The following is a 13516-nucleotide window of genomic DNA, read 5'->3' on the forward strand; positions in this document are numbered from 1 at the left end:
TGCCCGGACTTGCCCCGGAGTGCGAAGCCTGGTGAAGATCGTGTGGTGAGCTCCATAGGACCCCCCGTGGAACCCGGCGGCGAGACGGCGGACGCGGCGGCTGCCGCCGCGCTCTCCCCGCGTCCCGCCCGCGCGGACGCGCGGCCCCGTCCGGCCGCGGCCGGCCGTGCCGTCGCCGTCCTCGTCCTCGTGGCCGTCGCTGCCGTCGTCCCGCTCTTCGGCCCTTCCGCCGTCCTGGAGGACACCGGTGAGGCGCGGGTGCCGGGGACCGAGGGCATCACGTTCCTGCGTACGGTCCTCTTCGGCGCGTTGTGCGTGCAGTTGGGCGAGGTGTTCGTGGCCCGCGTCGCGGCCCGGGTGCCGGGGGCGCGGGACGGGGCGGCACCGGCCCGGTGGGGGTGCTGGGCGGCGGTCGCGGGCTGTGCCGCCGCGCTCGGCCTCGCCGCGTTCGTGGCAGGCGGCAATCTGGTGCCGCACCAGCTGTCCGACCTGGACGTCGGCGGGCTCTCCGGGACGCGGGACGGACGCCTGGCCCTCGTCGAGGTCAACGCCTTCGTCGTGGCCGCCCTCTGCGCGCGCTCGCGCCGCCCGGACAGCGCCGTCCTGCCGCTGGCCGCCGTGATCGTGGCGGAGGCGCTGCGCGCGCACCCGCCGGCGGAGGACACCCCGCTCATCGGCTCCGGCCTCACCCTGGTGCATCTGACCTGCGCGGCGCTGTGGGCGGGCGGTCTGCTGTACGCCCTGCGCACGGTGCGGACCCTGCGGACGCGGGCTCCGGAGGCGGGGGTCGCCGTGCTCACCCGCTATGCGCGCGCGGCGGCCCTGCTGTTCGCCGCGATCACCGCGACGGGCATCGTCAGCACCCTGCGCCGGATGCCGCCGGGCACCGTGACGGACCAGCTGACGGAGACGGCCTACGGCCGCACCCTGCTCGCCAAGGTGCTGCTCGTGACCGTCGTCGCCGTCCTCGCGCTGCTCGCCCGGCGGCGGCTCGGGCGGTCCCCGAAGGGCCGGACGGCCGCCGCGTACGCGCCCGCGCGGGTCGAGGTGGTCGTGCTCGCCCTCGTGGTGGCGGTGTCGGCGCTGCTCACCGTCGTGCCGTTGCCGATCCGCTGGTGAGGACGGACCCTTCCGCGCCGGTGAGGACGGCTCTGGCGAGGAGGGCCTGGGCGGCGATGTAGGTCAGCATGACCCAGAAGTCGGGGCGGGGGGCCTGCGGCCAGCCGGCCACGTCGGTGGCGATGAGGGTGTCCGAGAGCAGGAACAGGGCGCCGCCCGCCGCCGCCGTGAGGCCGAGCCCGGTCGCGCCGAGGGCCATGGCGGTGAGCAGCAGGCTGTAGCCCGCCACCGGGACACGCATGTCCGGGGGCAGGTCGGGCCACAGGAGGGCCACCGTGACCACAAGGGCCGCGGCGTACGTCGTCGCGACGAAGGCGGCGCGGGGGCGGGAGCGCACGCCGTACCGGCGGAACAGTGTCAAGTAGCAGACGTGGCCGACGGCGAAGGACGCCATGCCGGTCAGGAAGGCGGGGTCGGCGTCCGACAGGAGGAGGATGTCGCCTCCCCAGCCGAGGAGGAGGGCCGCGGTGAGGAGGCGGGGGCCTCGGCGGAGGGTGGCGTACGCGGCCAGGAGCGGCATGAGGAGGGGCTTGAGGAGGGTGTGGCCCGCGTCGGACCCGGCCGCGAGGGTGGCCAGGTCCGCCACCGCCACCAGGGCGAATGCCGTGAGGGCTGCCGTTCCGCAGCGGAGTCGCGCGGGCGTTGGAGCAACGGTGCCCGAAGCGGTGGGCTGTGCCCACCCGTTCCGCCGTGCGGAGCGATCGCGTACAGCGGGGGTCACGCGACCTTCTCCGGGGCCGGGGCCGGGGCCGGAGCCGGGGCCTGGGCCGGAGCCGGAGCCGGGCACAGGGTCTCCGCCGGGGCCGGTGGCTGGTGTGGTTGCCAGCCCGGACCTCGGAACACCCTGCCCGCGCGCTCGCGCCAGCTCGTGGCCCGCTTCAGGTCGCGGGCTATCGCCGCGTACTCGTGGGTGGCGACGCGCAGCGGGTTGTAGGTGTGGATGTTCTTGGTGAGGCCGTAGACCGGGCGGTCCGTCTCCGGGACCCAGGAGCCGAACATCCGGTCCCAGACGATGAGGATGCCGCCGAAGTTGCGGTCCAGGTAGCCGCCCTGGGAGGCGTGGTGCACGCGGTGGTGCGAGGGCGTGTTGAAGACGTACTCGACGGGGCGGGGCAGCTTGCCGATGCGCTCGGTGTGGATCCAGAACTGGTAGACCAGGTTGGCCGAGGAGCAGAAGGCGAGGGCCGCCGGATGCACGCCGAGGACGATGAGCGGCAGGTAGAACGGCCACACCGTCAGGCTCGTCCAGGGCTGGCGCAGCGCCGTCGTGAAGTTGAACTTCTCGCTGGAGTGGTGCACCACGTGACAGGCCCACAGGACCCGGATCACATGGTGGCCGCGGTGCGACCAGTAGTAGAAGAAGTCCTGCGCGAGCAGCATCAGCGGGATCGTCCACCACAGGACGGGCACGCGCAGCGGAGTCAGCGCGTAGACGCCCGAGTAGATCGCGACGATGGGGATCTTCCACAGGAAGTCGAAGACGAGACTGCCGAGACCCATGGTGACGCTGGTGGCGGCGTCCTTGGTCTCGTACCCGGCGGCGTCCTCGTCGGGATGGACCCGGTGGCCGATGATCTCGATGACCGTGAGCAGCACGAAGGCGGGAATGGACCACAGCACGACATCGGGCAGGTTCGGGGACATGCAGGCACCGTAGAACGGCCGTGGGCCCGCCGCCAGACGTTGTTACCGATAAGTATTACCGAGGGTACGCCCTGGTTTTTTGGTGGTCTCCGCCAAGAAGGCGCCTCCGCGCACGCGGCGTGACGGCCGCCTCCACGCACGCGGCTGACGGAGCGGATGTTCCTGCCCGAGGGGCGCGCCCCCGCCCGCGCGCCCAATCCCCGGAAGCCGAAAGGCTGTTCACGCCGTCGGTGCGGGCCCTGGTGGCGGGGCTGCTCGGCTCCAAAGGGACCGACAGTGGCGCGAACACACCCGGCCCAGGGAACCGACTGTCGGTCGTGGCCCGTATCCTCATGGACCATGCTCGAAGACCGCACGACCGCACCGCCGACGGAGGGGCCGAAGGGGCCCGACGCACCGCAGGCGCCGCAGGGACCGGCGAGGGGGGAGGCGATCGCGGCGACGGCCGCCCCCGGACCCGCCGCACCCTGGCCCACGGCCTACCCCTCGGGGTACGCGGTCGTGGACGTCGAGACCACCGGCCTGTCCAGAGACGACCGGATCATCTCGGCCGCGGTCTACCGCCTCGACGCCCGCGGCGACGTGGAGGACCACTGGTACACGCTGGTGAACCCGCAGCGCGACCCGGGCCCCGTGTGGATCCACGGCCTGACGAGCGACAAGCTGGCGGGCGCCCCGCTCTTCGCCGACATCGCCGAGGAGTTCGCGGCCCGGCTCGCGGACCGCGTCCTGGTCGCGCACAACGCCGTCTTCGACTGGTCGATGATCGCCCGCGAGTACGCCCGCGCGGAGCGCACCGCGCCCGTCCGCCAGCGGCTGTGCACCATCGCGCTCTCCAAGGAGCTGGGCCTGCCGCTGCCCAACCACAAGCTGGAGTCCCTCGCCGCGCACTTCGGCGTCGTCCAGCGCCAGGCCCACCACGCCCTCGACGACGCCCGTGTCCTCGCCGAGGCGTTCCGGCCGAGCCTGCACGCGGCGGCGGGCGACGGCGTGCGGCTGCCGCTCCTGGAGTGCCGCGCGCTGACCGAGTGGTCCGACGGCTCGGCCCGCATCGGCCACCAGAGCACCGGCCCCGGCTCCTACGGCGGCGCCAACTCCTCGTACCGTCCGGGAAGTTGGCGGCCCTCCCGGAAGCGCCCCGCCTGCCCCTATCCGAACCCGGGGCGGTGGCAGGACGGCAAGCCGCTCCAGCAGGGCATGCGGGTCGCGTTCTCCGGGGACACCTCCGTGGAGCGCGAGCTCCTGGAGGACCGGGCGTTCGAGGCCGGTCTGCACATCGCGACCAGCGTGTCGCGGCTGACGAGCCTGCTGGTCACCAACGACCCGGACTCGGGCACGTCGAAGACGACGAAGGCGCGGGCGTTCGGTACGCCGGTCGTCGACGAGGCCGCCTTCGGCCAGCTCCTCCAGGACGTCGCGCCGGCCGACGGCACGGCCGGCAGCGTGCCCCCGCCCGGCGGACCCGCCCCCTCGGACGGGTGATTGCCGGGCGACTCGCCCGCCCGCCGCTCGCCCCGCGCCGCCGCCGGGTCCCACCCTGTGGCGCATGGCACGTTGCGAGGTCTGCGGAAACGACTACGGCATGTCCTTCGAGGTGCACGCGCAGGGCGCGGTGCACGTCTTCGACTGCTTCTCCTGCGCCATCCACCGCATGGCGCCGATCTGCGAGCACTGCCGGTGCCGCATCATCGGGCAGGGCGTCGAGGTGGAGGGCCACTGGTACTGCGGGGCGCACTGCTCCCGCGCGGAGGGGCGGGTGGGCATCGTCGACAAGGTGTGAGCACGAGGTGGCGCCCCACCCCCTGTCGGACACCCCATGGCCGAGTTGTACCGTCATGGGGTGTACCGCTTCCTGTTGACCCGCCAGTGGGTGATCCTCACCCTCATCGGCCTCGTCCTCATCCCCGTGATGATCGAGCTGGGCTTCTGGCAGCTGCACCGGCACGAGAGGCGCGTGGCGCACAACGCGAAGATCGGCAGGGCCCTGGACGCCCCGCCGGTCCCCGCCGAGCGGCTCACCGCGCCCGGCCGTGACGTCCCGGACTCCGCCGTGTACCGCAGGGTCACCGCCCGCGGCAGCTACGACCCGCGGCACGAGGTCGTCGTCCGCCGCCGCACCAACGCCGACGACGAGGTCGGCTTCCACGTCCTGACCCCGTTCGTCCTCGACAACGGCAAGGTCCTGCTCGTGAACCGCGGCTGGATCCCCGCCGACGGACCGCAGACCGCCTTCCCGAAGATCCCCGCCCCGGCCCGGGGCGTCGTCACGGTCACGGGCCGTCTGATGGCCGACGAGACGTCCGCGGCCAGCGGCATCAAGGACGTACGGGGCCTGCCCGACCGGCAGATCATGCTGATCAGCAGCGGCCAGCAGGCCCACGCCCTGGGCAAGGAGGTGCTCGGCGGCTACATCGAGCAGACCTCGCCGCAGCCGGACGACGGCTCCCCCCAGCTCCTCGGCGCGCCCGACCACAGCGGGATCGGGGCGCACATGGCGTACGCCGTGCAGTGGTGGCTGTTCGCCGCCGGGGTGCCCGCGGGCTGGATCGTCCTGGTCCGCCGCGAGGTCAAGGACCGCAGGGCGGCGGCCGCGAAGACGGAGTCGGAGCCCGCGGAGGAGACCGCTCCGGCCACGGCCTGACGCGCGCGCACGGCCCGCGTGGCACCCGCTGTCCGACGACACGGCACAGCGACGACGGGACATCCCGACCCGGCGACGACGGGACGCCCCGGCCCGATGACACGGCCCCGCGACGGCGGGGGTGCCCCCTGTGTACCCACGGCGCCGGAGCCGGGCGGCCGAGGCACTTGCGCGCACGCCCCCGATTGACGGTCCCGTGATCCGGGAAACCGTCATCCGTGCGACGCCCCATCGAGGACTACGCCCTGATCGGCGACCATCAGACCGCCGCCCTGGTCTCCCGTACCGGGTCGGTGGACTGGCTGTGTCTGCCCCGCTTCGACTCGGGAGCCTGCTTCGCCGCGCTCCTGGGCGACGACGAACACGGCCACTGGCGCATCGCGCCGACGGACGCCGACGTCTGCACCCGCCGCGCCTACCGCGAGGACACCCTGGTCCTGGACACGGAGTGGGACACTCCGGACGGCGGCTCGGTACGGGTCACCGACTTCATGCCGCAGCGCGACCACGCACCGGACCTGATCCGGGTCGTCGAGGGCCTGAGGGGCGAGGTGACGCTGCGCAGCACGCTGCGGCTGCGCTTCGACTACGGCTCGGTCGTGCCGTGGATGCGCAGGGCCGACGGTCACCATGTGGCCGTCGCGGGCCCCGACTCGGTGTGGCTGCGGATCGAACCCGAGGTGCCCTGCGAGGGCCGCGACTTCACCACGTACACGGACATCACGGTGGCCGCGGGTGAGCGCGTGACCTTCGTCCTCACCTGGCATCCCTCGCACGAGACGTGCCCGCGCCTGCTCGACGTCGACCAGGCGCTGCGCGAGAGCGTCGAGGACTGGCGGGCGTGGGCGGCGCACTGCCGGTACGAGGGACCGCACCGCGACGCCGTGGTCCGCTCCCTGATCACGCTCAAGGCCCTCACCTACGCCCCGACCGGCGGCATCGTCGCCGCCCCCACCACCTCGCTCCCCGAGGAGATCGGCGGCGTACGGAACTGGGACTACCGCTACTGCTGGCTGCGCGACTCCACACTGACGCTCGGCGCGCTGCTCGCCGCGGGCTATCTGGAGGAGGCAGAGGCGTGGCGCGACTGGCTGCTGCGCGCCGCCGCGGGCAACCCCGACGACCTTCAGATCATGTACGGGCTCGCGGGTGAGCGGCGGCTGCCGGAGTACGAGGTGGAGTGGCTGCCCGGGTACGAGGGGTCGGCGCCGGTGCGCATCGGCAACAAGGCGGTGCACCAGCGCCAGCTCGACGTGTACGGCGAGGTCGTGGAGTCGCTCTCGCTGGCCCGCAGGTCGGGTCTCGCCACTCGCGCGCACGGGTGGCGGCTGCAACTCGCGCTCATGGAGTTCCTGCGCGAGAACTGGCACCGCGAGGACGAGGGGCTGTGGGAGGTGCGCGGGCCGCGCCGGCACTTCGTGCACTCCAAGGTGCTCGCGTGGGCCGCGGCCGACCGCACCGTGCGCGCCCTTGAGGAGGACCCGGACCTGCCCGGCGACGCGGAGTGCTGGCGGGAGCTGCGGGACGCCATCCACACCGAGGTGTGCGAGCGCGGCTACGACGCGGAGCGCAACACGTTCACGCAGTCGTACGACTCGCGCGAGCTGGACGCCGCGCTGCTGCTGATTCCGCGCGTGGGGTTCCTGCCGCCCGAGGACGCGCGTGTCGTCGGGACCATCGACGCGATCCGCAAGGAACTGGGTACGGAGGAGGGCTTCTTGCGCCGCTACTCCACCGCCGAGCCGGCCGGCGACACGGCCGCTGGCGCGGTTGGTGAGGCGGTTGGCGACGCGGTTGGCGACACGGCTGGTGAGGCCGCTGGTGAGGCCGCCGTGGACGGTCTGCCCGGTGACGAGGGTGTCTTCGTCGTCTGCTCGTTCTGGCTGGCCGACGCCCTGCACATGACGGGCCGTACCCGCGAGGCCGAGGAGCTGTTCGAGCGGATGCTCGCGCTCTGCAACGACGTGGGGCTCCTCTCGGAGGAGTACGACCCGGTGGCCGGACGCCAGCTGGGCAATTTCCCGCAGGCGTTCTCCCACGTCGGTCTCGCGGGCACCGCGTTCACGCTCTTCGGCCCGGACGCGACAGGATAGAGCGGCGCCGGCCGGACAGAGCGCCGCCGGCCGGACAGGCCGCCAGTCGGACAGGCCGCCGGTCGAACAGAGCGTTCTCGTATAGAGCAGGATGGGGCCCATGGATCTTGGACTGAACAACCGTGTGTACGTCGTCACCGGTGCCACGCGCGGTCTCGGCAACGCCGCCGCGCGTGAGCTCGTCGCGGACGGCGCGAAGGTGGTCCTCACCGGCCGGGACGAGAAGACGGTCGCCGCGGCGGCCGCGGAGCTGGGCCCGAACGCGGTGGGCGTCGCCGCGGACAACTCCGACGCCGGGGTTCCGGAGCGGCTGATCGCCACCGCGCGGGAGCGCTTCGGCCGGTTCGACGGCATCCTCGTCAGCGTCGGCGGGCCGCCGCCCGGCTATGTCGCCGACAACACCGACGAGCAGTGGCAGGCCGGGTTCGAGTCGGTGTTCCTCGGTGCGGTGCGGCTTGCGCGGGCCGCGGCGGCGGAGCTGGGCGAGGGGGGTGTCGTGGCCTTCGTCCTTTCGGCGTCGGTGCACGAGCCGATTCCCGGTCTGACCATCTCCAACGGGCTGCGGCCCGGTCTCGCGGGCTTCGCCAAGTCCCTCGCGGACGAGTTGGGGCCGCGCGGGATCCGCGTGGTCGGGCTCCTTCCCGCCCGTATCGACACCGACCGCGTGCGCGAGCTCGACGGCCTCTCGGCCGATCCCGAGGCGACCCGTGCCGCGCACGAGTCCCGCATTCCGCTGCGGCGGTACGGCACCCCCGAGGAGTTCGGGCGTGCCGCCGCGTTCCTTCTCTCCCCCGCCGCCTCGTATCTCACGGGCGTGATGCTCCCTGTGGACGGCGGCGCCCGCCACGGCTTCTAGCCTCCGGGGGTTCCGGCTGCCTGCCCTTGCCCGGCTTGTGTGCGGCTGCGCGTGGCTGCCCGCGGGCCGGTGGTTGGTGCCCCACCGCTACCGCGGTGGGGGTTCTCCCACCCGCCCACCCGTTACCCGGCGGCAGCCCGGGGCAGCCCGGGCGGGCGGGTGGGAAGCCGTCGCGCAGCGGCGGGGTCGGTTGGCGCCTCAACGACCAGCGGCAGCCCGGCGACGAGCAAGCGTCGATTCCAGGCTTGCCGGGGACGCCAGCACGGGCGGGCGGTGGGTGGGTGGGAGGGAGGCCGTCGCGCAGCGGTGGGGTCGGTTGGCGCCTCGGGGCGAGGGAGTTCGGCGTACAGCTCAAGTGACGCGCCCGGCGCGGTGCTTCACCGCGCGCAACCGCACAACGGCAGGCAACCGCTCCAACCCCGCGGATTCCCGCGCCCGCGCGAGCGCCTCCCCGCAGACCCCCCGAAGGGCCTCCGCAGGAACCGCCTCGGCTCCGAGTGCCACCTCGACCCGGGCCTCGGGCGCGTTCCGCCGCCCGGTCAACCGCACCCGGGCCCGCTCGACCCCGTCGAGCCCCGCGGTCCCGGACTCCAGGACGTCCTCCATGGCCCGCCCCCGCAGCAGAGCCCCTTCACCGTCCCCGGTCTCCACCAGGACCTCCGCGAGCCGGCGCCGCCGCAACTGGGCGGTCAGCCACCACAGGGCGAGGAGCACCGCCAGGGCGAGCACGCCGATGACCGTGGGCCAGAACCAGCCGTCGTCGCGCCACCGCGCCCGGTCGGCATCGCTGAGCAGCACGTCGTGACGGCCGTCGTGGACCCACCACGACGGCGGTTCGACGCCGAGGCCGACGGCGAGCACGGAGCCGCCGAGCAGCACGAGGGCCAGGCCGGCCAGGCCGAGCAGCACGCGGTTCACCGTACGCAGCATGACCCGTTCACCCCTTCCGGCTCGGCCGCGCCACCCGCACCGCGAGCGCGGGCGGCTTGCCGAGCCCGAGGTCACGGATGGTGTCGGCCAGTGTCGCGTCCAGGTCCGCGCGTACGTCGTCGAGTTCGCGGAAGTGCGACACGGCGCGGACGTCCACTGTGGACCGGCTCATACGCACCCGTGCGGACTGCACCCCGGCCACGTCCACGGCCCGGTCCCGCAGCACGGTCGCGGCGGCGCCGCGGTCGAGCCCGGCCCGTACGTCGGCGTGCGGGCGCCGCATCGGCAGCAGGCGCCGGAGGCCGGGCGTCACGGCGAGCACGAAAAGCCAGAGGCCGAGGGCCGCGGCCACCGCGGCCCCGGCGAGCACGGCCGTGCTGTCCAGGGGCCGCTCCGCGAGCTCCCGCGCGAGCGAGCGCCGCCACCGCATCGCGGGACGGTCGGCCCGTACGGCGACGACGTCGTACAGGAGCAGCCCGGTCCCGCCGAGGACCAGCAGCGCGAGGATCCCCGCGGGCACCCGGCGCGCGGACCAGAAACGGGGGGCGTGGTCGTCCGCGCCGTCGAGGGTGGGCAGCGGTTCGTAGGCGGCGGCCGACGCCGACTGGTCGAGCCGGGCCCCCTGGTCGGACGCGGAGCCGGATGCGGAACCGGACCCGGACCCGGGCCCGGACCCGGACCCGGACCCGGAGTCCTGGCCGGCCGCGTCCCCCATGACCGGTACCGCTTTGGTCATGTCGGTCGCGCCGGTGTGCTCGGGCGTACCGGTGTGCTCGGGCGTGCCAGTGTGTTCGCTCGCGCCGGTGTGCCGGGGTTCGCTCATCGGGTCCTCCCCTGCGCCGCGGTCCGCGCCTGCGCCGAGTGCAGCCGCTCGACCTCGACCGCCACCTCGGGCACGTCCATGCCCGCCAACGCCCTTACCCGTTCGGCGACATGGCGACGCACGGCACCGCACTGGCGACCGATGTCGCTGGGGTAGTCCAGTTCGAGGCTGACGCGCACATGGGCGCTGTTCTGCCGGACGCCCACCGTCGCGTGCGGCGGGGCCGCCTCGGTGGGCAGTGCGGGCAGCGCCTCGCGTGCCGCGCGGGCCGCGATCTTCGCGACGACGCGGTCGGCGATCCGGGTCGCGCCGCGCTCGCCGGGCGCGACCTGTCCCACGACCTCGGCCGCCACCGCTCATCGCCGCCGGTCGCCGCGCGTACGGAAGAAGTCACCGGGCTCCAGGTCCCCCTCCAGGAACCGCCCGGCTACGAAGCCGATGGCGCCGAGGGCGGCCACCAGCAGGAAGGCCCCGAATCCGCCGAAGTACCCGGCGAAGCCGAGGGCCATACCGGCGATCATGCCGATCACGGCATAGCTCATCGTGCGCTCCTTCGTTGCTGCCGTTGCCTGTGCCTGCCTGTGCCTGCCTGCGTCATCGCGGGCGTCGCGTACGCCGTGCCTGCCGCCGTCCGCCGTCGTCGTCGCCTGGCGACGACGACCGTGCTGCCCTTCGTCTACCCGGGCCGCGCGCCACGGAGCGCTCCGGCGGCGCCGGATCGGACGCTACTGGAGCCTCGACGGCTCCTCGTCGTCCTCGTCGTCCGGCAGTTTCACATCGCTCACGGCGATGTTCACCTCGACGACCTCCAGGCCCGTCATGCGTTCGACCGCGGTGACGACGTTCTCCCGTACGTCCCTGGCGACGTCGGCGATCGGTACGCCGTACTCGACGACGATCTCCAGGTCGAGGGCCGTCTGCACCTCGCCGACCTCCGCCTTCACCCCGCGGGTGACGGATTTGGAGCTGCCCGGCACCCGGTCCCGCACGGCCCCGAAGGTCCGGGCGAGCCCGCCGCCCATGGCGTGGACGCCGTCCACGTCCCGCGCGGCGAGCCCGGCGATCTTCTCCACGACCCCGTCCGCGATGCTGGTGCGCCCGCGTGTCGCGGGGGCTCCCCCGCCTCGTCGCGCCGAGCCGCCCTGCCCGGCGTCCTGGTCGGGCGACTCCTTCGTGAGCGTCTGGGACGTCGTGCGCTCTCCGGTGTCGGTCATCGCGTTGGTCCTTTTCAGCAGGGGATCTGCTCTTTCGTCCACATTAAGCGCGGCCTCGCACCCGCGCGCCCGGGATGGGGCAGGCTGGAGCCATGACGGGTGACCGATGGACCTCGGCGGTCCGGCGCCAGCTGGGCCTCGGCCGGGTGCTGCCCCTGGGCGGGCCGGGTGACGGCGCGTGGCTCGCGGAGTCGGCGGCACGGGCGGTGCTGCTCGGCTCGGCCGGGCGGGTGACGGGTGCGCGGGTGACCGGGCTGCGGGTGGGCCCGGCCGCCGGGCAGGACGCGGAGCGGCACGACGAGCGCCACGAGGAGCGGGTTCCCGCGAAGGGGTACGCCGCCGGGGTGCCGGCCCCTCCGAGCGCACTGCCACCCGGGCCGCTGCGGATCACCGCGGACTTCACCGCGGGCACGACCGAGCCACTGCCCGCAGTGGCGGCCCGCCTGCGCACGGCCCTGGGCACGGCCGCGGCGGAGCGGCTGGGCCTTGAGGTGACGGAGGTGGACCTGCGGGTGACGGGCTTGTCCGAGGAGGCCGCCGGGGGCACGGCAGCCGACAAGTCCGAGCGGGCCGGCGGAAAGGTCACCGGGCCTGTAGAGGCCCCCGGCGGCCCGGAAGGCCCGGCCACTGGACATGTGGAGGGCCCCGGCAGCCCGGAAGGCCCGGTCACTGAACATGTGGAGGGCCCCGGCAGCCCGGAAGGCCCGGTCACTGAACATGTGGAGGGCCCCGGCAGCCCGGAAGGCCCGGTCACTGAACATGTGGAGGGCCCCGGCAGCCCGGAAGGCCCGGTCACTGAACATGTGGAGGGCCCCGGCGACCCGGAAGGCCCGGTCACTGAACATGTGGAGGGCCCCGGCAGCCCGGAAGGCCCGGTCGCCCAGGGTGCCCCTCCCCCCGACTCCGACGAGGACCGCGCGACACGCGCCTGCCTCGCGGTGCCGGGCGTGGTCCGGATGGCGGGCACCCTCGGGGGCCTGGGCCGCGCCGTCCTGGTCACGGAGCAGCCGGCCCCGCACGCCCTGCCGCGCCGCCATGTCCGTGTGGAGCTGGCGGCGGACGCCGCCCACCGCGCCCTGGATGTGGCCCGCGCGGTCCGTACGGCCGTGGCCGGGGCGTTCCCCGACCACCCCACGGTCGCGGTGCTGATCACATCCGTGGAACGGGGGACGGCCACGGCGGCCCCTGCCTGAGGCCGCCGTCGGGATCAGTCGCCGAGGCCCGCGAGGTCCCGCAGCCTGCGGGCCTGTGCGGCGCGTTCGGCACGGCGCTGGTCCTCGTACGAGCGTCCCGCGGCGCCCTGCAACAGGGCCTTGGTCTCGATCACCGCGTCGCGCGGGGCGGCGAGCAGCGCCGCGGCCAGGTCCTGGGCGGCGGCGTCGAGCTGGTCGCCGGGCACGACGAGGTTGGCGAGGCCGATGCGTTCGGCCTCGGCGGCCTGCACGAGGCGGCCGGTGGCGCAGATCTCCAGGGCGCGGGCGTACCCGACCAGGGAGACGAGCGGATGCGTACCGGTGAGGTCGGGCACCAGGCCGAGGCTGGTCTCGCGCATCGCGAACTGCGCGTCCTCGGCGGCGACCCGCAGATCGCAGGCGAGGGCGAGCTGGAACCCGGCGCCGATCGCATGGCCCTGGACGGCGGCGATGGACACGAGGTCACCGCGCCGCCACCAGGTGAACGCGTCCTGGTACTCGGCGATGGTCTCGTCGAGGGCGTCGTCCGTACCGCGTGCGAGGTCCAGGAAGGACGGCTCGCCGTCGAAGCCCTCGGGCGTGAACGCCTGCCGGTCGAGACCGGCGGAGAAGGACTTGCCCTCCCCGCGCAGCAGCACCACGCGGACGCTTCCGGGCAGCGCCCGGCCGGCCTCCGTCAACGCCCGCCACAGCGCGGGGGACTGGGCGTTGCGCTTAGCCGGGTTCGTCAGCGTGACCGTGGCCACGGCGTCGTCGACCGTGAGGCGTACGCCGTCACGGTCGATGACCGGTGCCGCGCCCGGTGCCGCTCCGCCGGGAGCACGCGTGGGCGAACCGCTGTCGGACGAAGACGAAGCCATCAGTGCCTCCGGATGGGTGCAGTCAGGGGACGCACGCCCACCCGCGTCCGTGCGGACGCGTGCTGCGCCCGTGCGGGCGCTTGTCGGCGCGCGCTGTGGGTGCGATGCCGCGCCCACAAGTGACTGCACAGTAACCACCCGGT

At 74.1% G+C, this 13516-nt stretch carries 15 protein-coding genes; 7 read left to right on the plus strand and 8 right to left on the minus strand.

What is annotated here, in order from left to right; genetic code table 11:
- The first annotated feature begins 45 nt into the window (after positions 1 to 45).
- Complete coding sequence (locus tag GPA10_RS19195; protein ID WP_343041098.1) at positions 46 to 1119, plus strand: CopD family protein; 1074 nt, start codon at positions 46 to 48, stop codon at positions 1117 to 1119.
- Here GPA10_RS19195 and GPA10_RS19200 read toward each other — a convergent pair.
- Together GPA10_RS19200 and GPA10_RS19205 are read right to left on the minus strand one after the other, a co-directional pair.
- Positions 1088 to 1711, minus strand: coding sequence for a lysoplasmalogenase (locus GPA10_RS19200; protein ID WP_425505781.1), 624 nt, complete (start codon positions 1709 to 1711; stop codon positions 1088 to 1090). The two genes, GPA10_RS19195 and GPA10_RS19200, sit on opposite strands and share 32 nt — an antisense overlap.
- A gap of 125 nt (positions 1712 to 1836) precedes the next feature.
- The gene (locus tag GPA10_RS19205; protein ID WP_157166594.1) at positions 1837 to 2763 is read right to left on the minus strand and encodes a sterol desaturase family protein; all 927 of its coding nucleotides are present in this window, start codon (positions 2761 to 2763) and stop codon (positions 1837 to 1839) included.
- A 339-nt stretch (positions 2764 to 3102) separates the two neighbouring features.
- Between GPA10_RS19205 and GPA10_RS19210 the strand changes: the two genes are divergently transcribed.
- The 5 genes from GPA10_RS19210 (at position 3103) to GPA10_RS19230 (ending at position 8353) form a co-directional block, all read left to right on the plus strand.
- Positions 3103 to 4245 (plus strand): DEDDh family exonuclease, encoded by a 1143-nt coding sequence (locus tag GPA10_RS19210; RefSeq protein WP_157166595.1) that lies wholly within the window; start codon positions 3103 to 3105, stop codon positions 4243 to 4245.
- Positions 4246 to 4309: 64 nt separating this feature from the next.
- Positions 4310 to 4543: a hypothetical protein gene (locus tag GPA10_RS19215; RefSeq protein WP_055702389.1), complete on the plus strand. Its 234-nt coding sequence runs from the start codon at positions 4310 to 4312 to the stop codon at positions 4541 to 4543.
- Between the two features lie 60 nt (positions 4544 to 4603).
- A complete protein-coding gene (locus GPA10_RS19220; protein WP_343041141.1) occupies positions 4604 to 5404 on the plus strand; it encodes an SURF1 family cytochrome oxidase biogenesis protein in 801 nt (266 codons plus the stop codon).
- A gap of 218 nt (positions 5405 to 5622) precedes the next feature.
- Positions 5623 to 7497 carry a glycoside hydrolase family 15 protein gene (locus GPA10_RS19225; protein ID WP_343041099.1) on the plus strand — a complete coding sequence of 625 codons (1875 nt, stop codon included), beginning with the start codon at positions 5623 to 5625 and terminating at the stop codon, positions 7495 to 7497.
- A gap of 100 nt (positions 7498 to 7597) precedes the next feature.
- Positions 7598 to 8353 carry an SDR family oxidoreductase gene (locus GPA10_RS19230; protein WP_058851512.1) on the plus strand — a complete coding sequence of 252 codons (756 nt, stop codon included), beginning with the start codon at positions 7598 to 7600 and terminating at the stop codon, positions 8351 to 8353.
- 351 nt (positions 8354 to 8704) lie between these two features.
- Here GPA10_RS19230 and amaP read toward each other — a convergent pair whose 3' ends face one another.
- From amaP to GPA10_RS19255, 5 genes are all read right to left on the minus strand, one after another.
- A complete protein-coding gene (gene amaP / locus GPA10_RS19235; RefSeq protein ID WP_157166597.1) occupies positions 8705 to 9283 on the minus strand; it encodes an alkaline shock response membrane anchor protein AmaP in 579 nt (192 codons plus the stop codon).
- Positions 9284 to 9290: 7 nt separating this feature from the next.
- Complete coding sequence (locus GPA10_RS19240; protein ID WP_246259433.1) at positions 9291 to 10106, minus strand: DUF6286 domain-containing protein; 816 nt, start codon at positions 10104 to 10106, stop codon at positions 9291 to 9293.
- Positions 10103 to 10459 carry an Asp23/Gls24 family envelope stress response protein gene (locus GPA10_RS19245; RefSeq protein ID WP_343041100.1) on the minus strand — a complete coding sequence of 119 codons (357 nt, stop codon included), beginning with the start codon at positions 10457 to 10459 and terminating at the stop codon, positions 10103 to 10105. The genes GPA10_RS19240 and GPA10_RS19245 overlap by 4 nt, the downstream gene beginning before the upstream one ends.
- A 3-nt stretch (positions 10460 to 10462) precedes the next feature.
- On the minus strand, positions 10463 to 10648 hold the full coding sequence (locus tag GPA10_RS19250) for a hypothetical protein (protein ID WP_030571647.1): 186 nt from the start codon (positions 10646 to 10648) through the stop codon (positions 10463 to 10465).
- A gap of 183 nt (positions 10649 to 10831) precedes the next feature.
- Positions 10832 to 11320 (minus strand): Asp23/Gls24 family envelope stress response protein, encoded by a 489-nt coding sequence (locus tag GPA10_RS19255; protein ID WP_058851516.1) that lies wholly within the window; start codon positions 11318 to 11320, stop codon positions 10832 to 10834.
- 92 nt (positions 11321 to 11412) lie between these two features.
- Between GPA10_RS19255 and GPA10_RS19260 the strand changes: the two genes are divergently transcribed.
- Positions 11413 to 12513 carry an ICP22 family protein gene (locus tag GPA10_RS19260; RefSeq protein WP_157166598.1) on the plus strand — a complete coding sequence of 367 codons (1101 nt, stop codon included), beginning with the start codon at positions 11413 to 11415 and terminating at the stop codon, positions 12511 to 12513.
- A 14-nt stretch (positions 12514 to 12527) separates the two neighbouring features.
- Here the strand turns inward: GPA10_RS19260 and GPA10_RS19265 are convergent, their stop codons facing one another.
- Complete coding sequence (locus GPA10_RS19265) at positions 12528 to 13373, minus strand: enoyl-CoA hydratase/isomerase family protein (RefSeq protein ID WP_157166599.1); 846 nt, start codon at positions 13371 to 13373, stop codon at positions 12528 to 12530.
- Positions 13374 to 13516: the final 143 nt, after the last annotated feature.

Source organism: Streptomyces typhae (genome assembly GCF_009755605.1).
GTDB classification, from domain to species: Bacteria; Actinomycetota; Actinomycetes; order Streptomycetales; family Streptomycetaceae; genus Streptomyces; species Streptomyces typhae.

Excerpts from the sequence above, each read along its gene's own strand:
- GPA10_RS19240 (WP_246259433.1), bottom strand. The coding sequence starts at position 10,106 with ATGAGCGAACCCCGGCACACCGGCGCGAGCGAACACACTGGCACGCCC.
- amaP (WP_157166597.1), bottom strand. The coding sequence starts at position 9,283 with ATGCTGCGTACGGTGAACCGCGTGCTGCTCGGCCTGGCCGGCCTGGCC.
- GPA10_RS19210 (WP_157166595.1), top strand. The coding sequence starts at position 3,103 with ATGCTCGAAGACCGCACGACCGCACCGCCGACGGAGGGGCCGAAGGGG.
- GPA10_RS19205 (WP_157166594.1), bottom strand. The coding sequence starts at position 2,763 with ATGTCCCCGAACCTGCCCGATGTCGTGCTGTGGTCCATTCCCGCCTTC.
- GPA10_RS19255 (WP_058851516.1), bottom strand. The coding sequence starts at position 11,320 with ATGACCGACACCGGAGAGCGCACGACGTCCCAGACGCTCACGAAGGAG.
- GPA10_RS19265 (WP_157166599.1), bottom strand. The coding sequence starts at position 13,373 with ATGGCTTCGTCTTCGTCCGACAGCGGTTCGCCCACGCGTGCTCCCGGC.
- GPA10_RS19215 (WP_055702389.1), top strand. The coding sequence starts at position 4,310 with ATGGCACGTTGCGAGGTCTGCGGAAACGACTACGGCATGTCCTTCGAG.
- GPA10_RS19260 (WP_157166598.1), top strand. The coding sequence starts at position 11,413 with ATGACGGGTGACCGATGGACCTCGGCGGTCCGGCGCCAGCTGGGCCTC.
- GPA10_RS19250 (WP_030571647.1), bottom strand. The coding sequence starts at position 10,648 with ATGAGCTATGCCGTGATCGGCATGATCGCCGGTATGGCCCTCGGCTTC.
- GPA10_RS19230 (WP_058851512.1), top strand. The coding sequence starts at position 7,598 with ATGGATCTTGGACTGAACAACCGTGTGTACGTCGTCACCGGTGCCACG.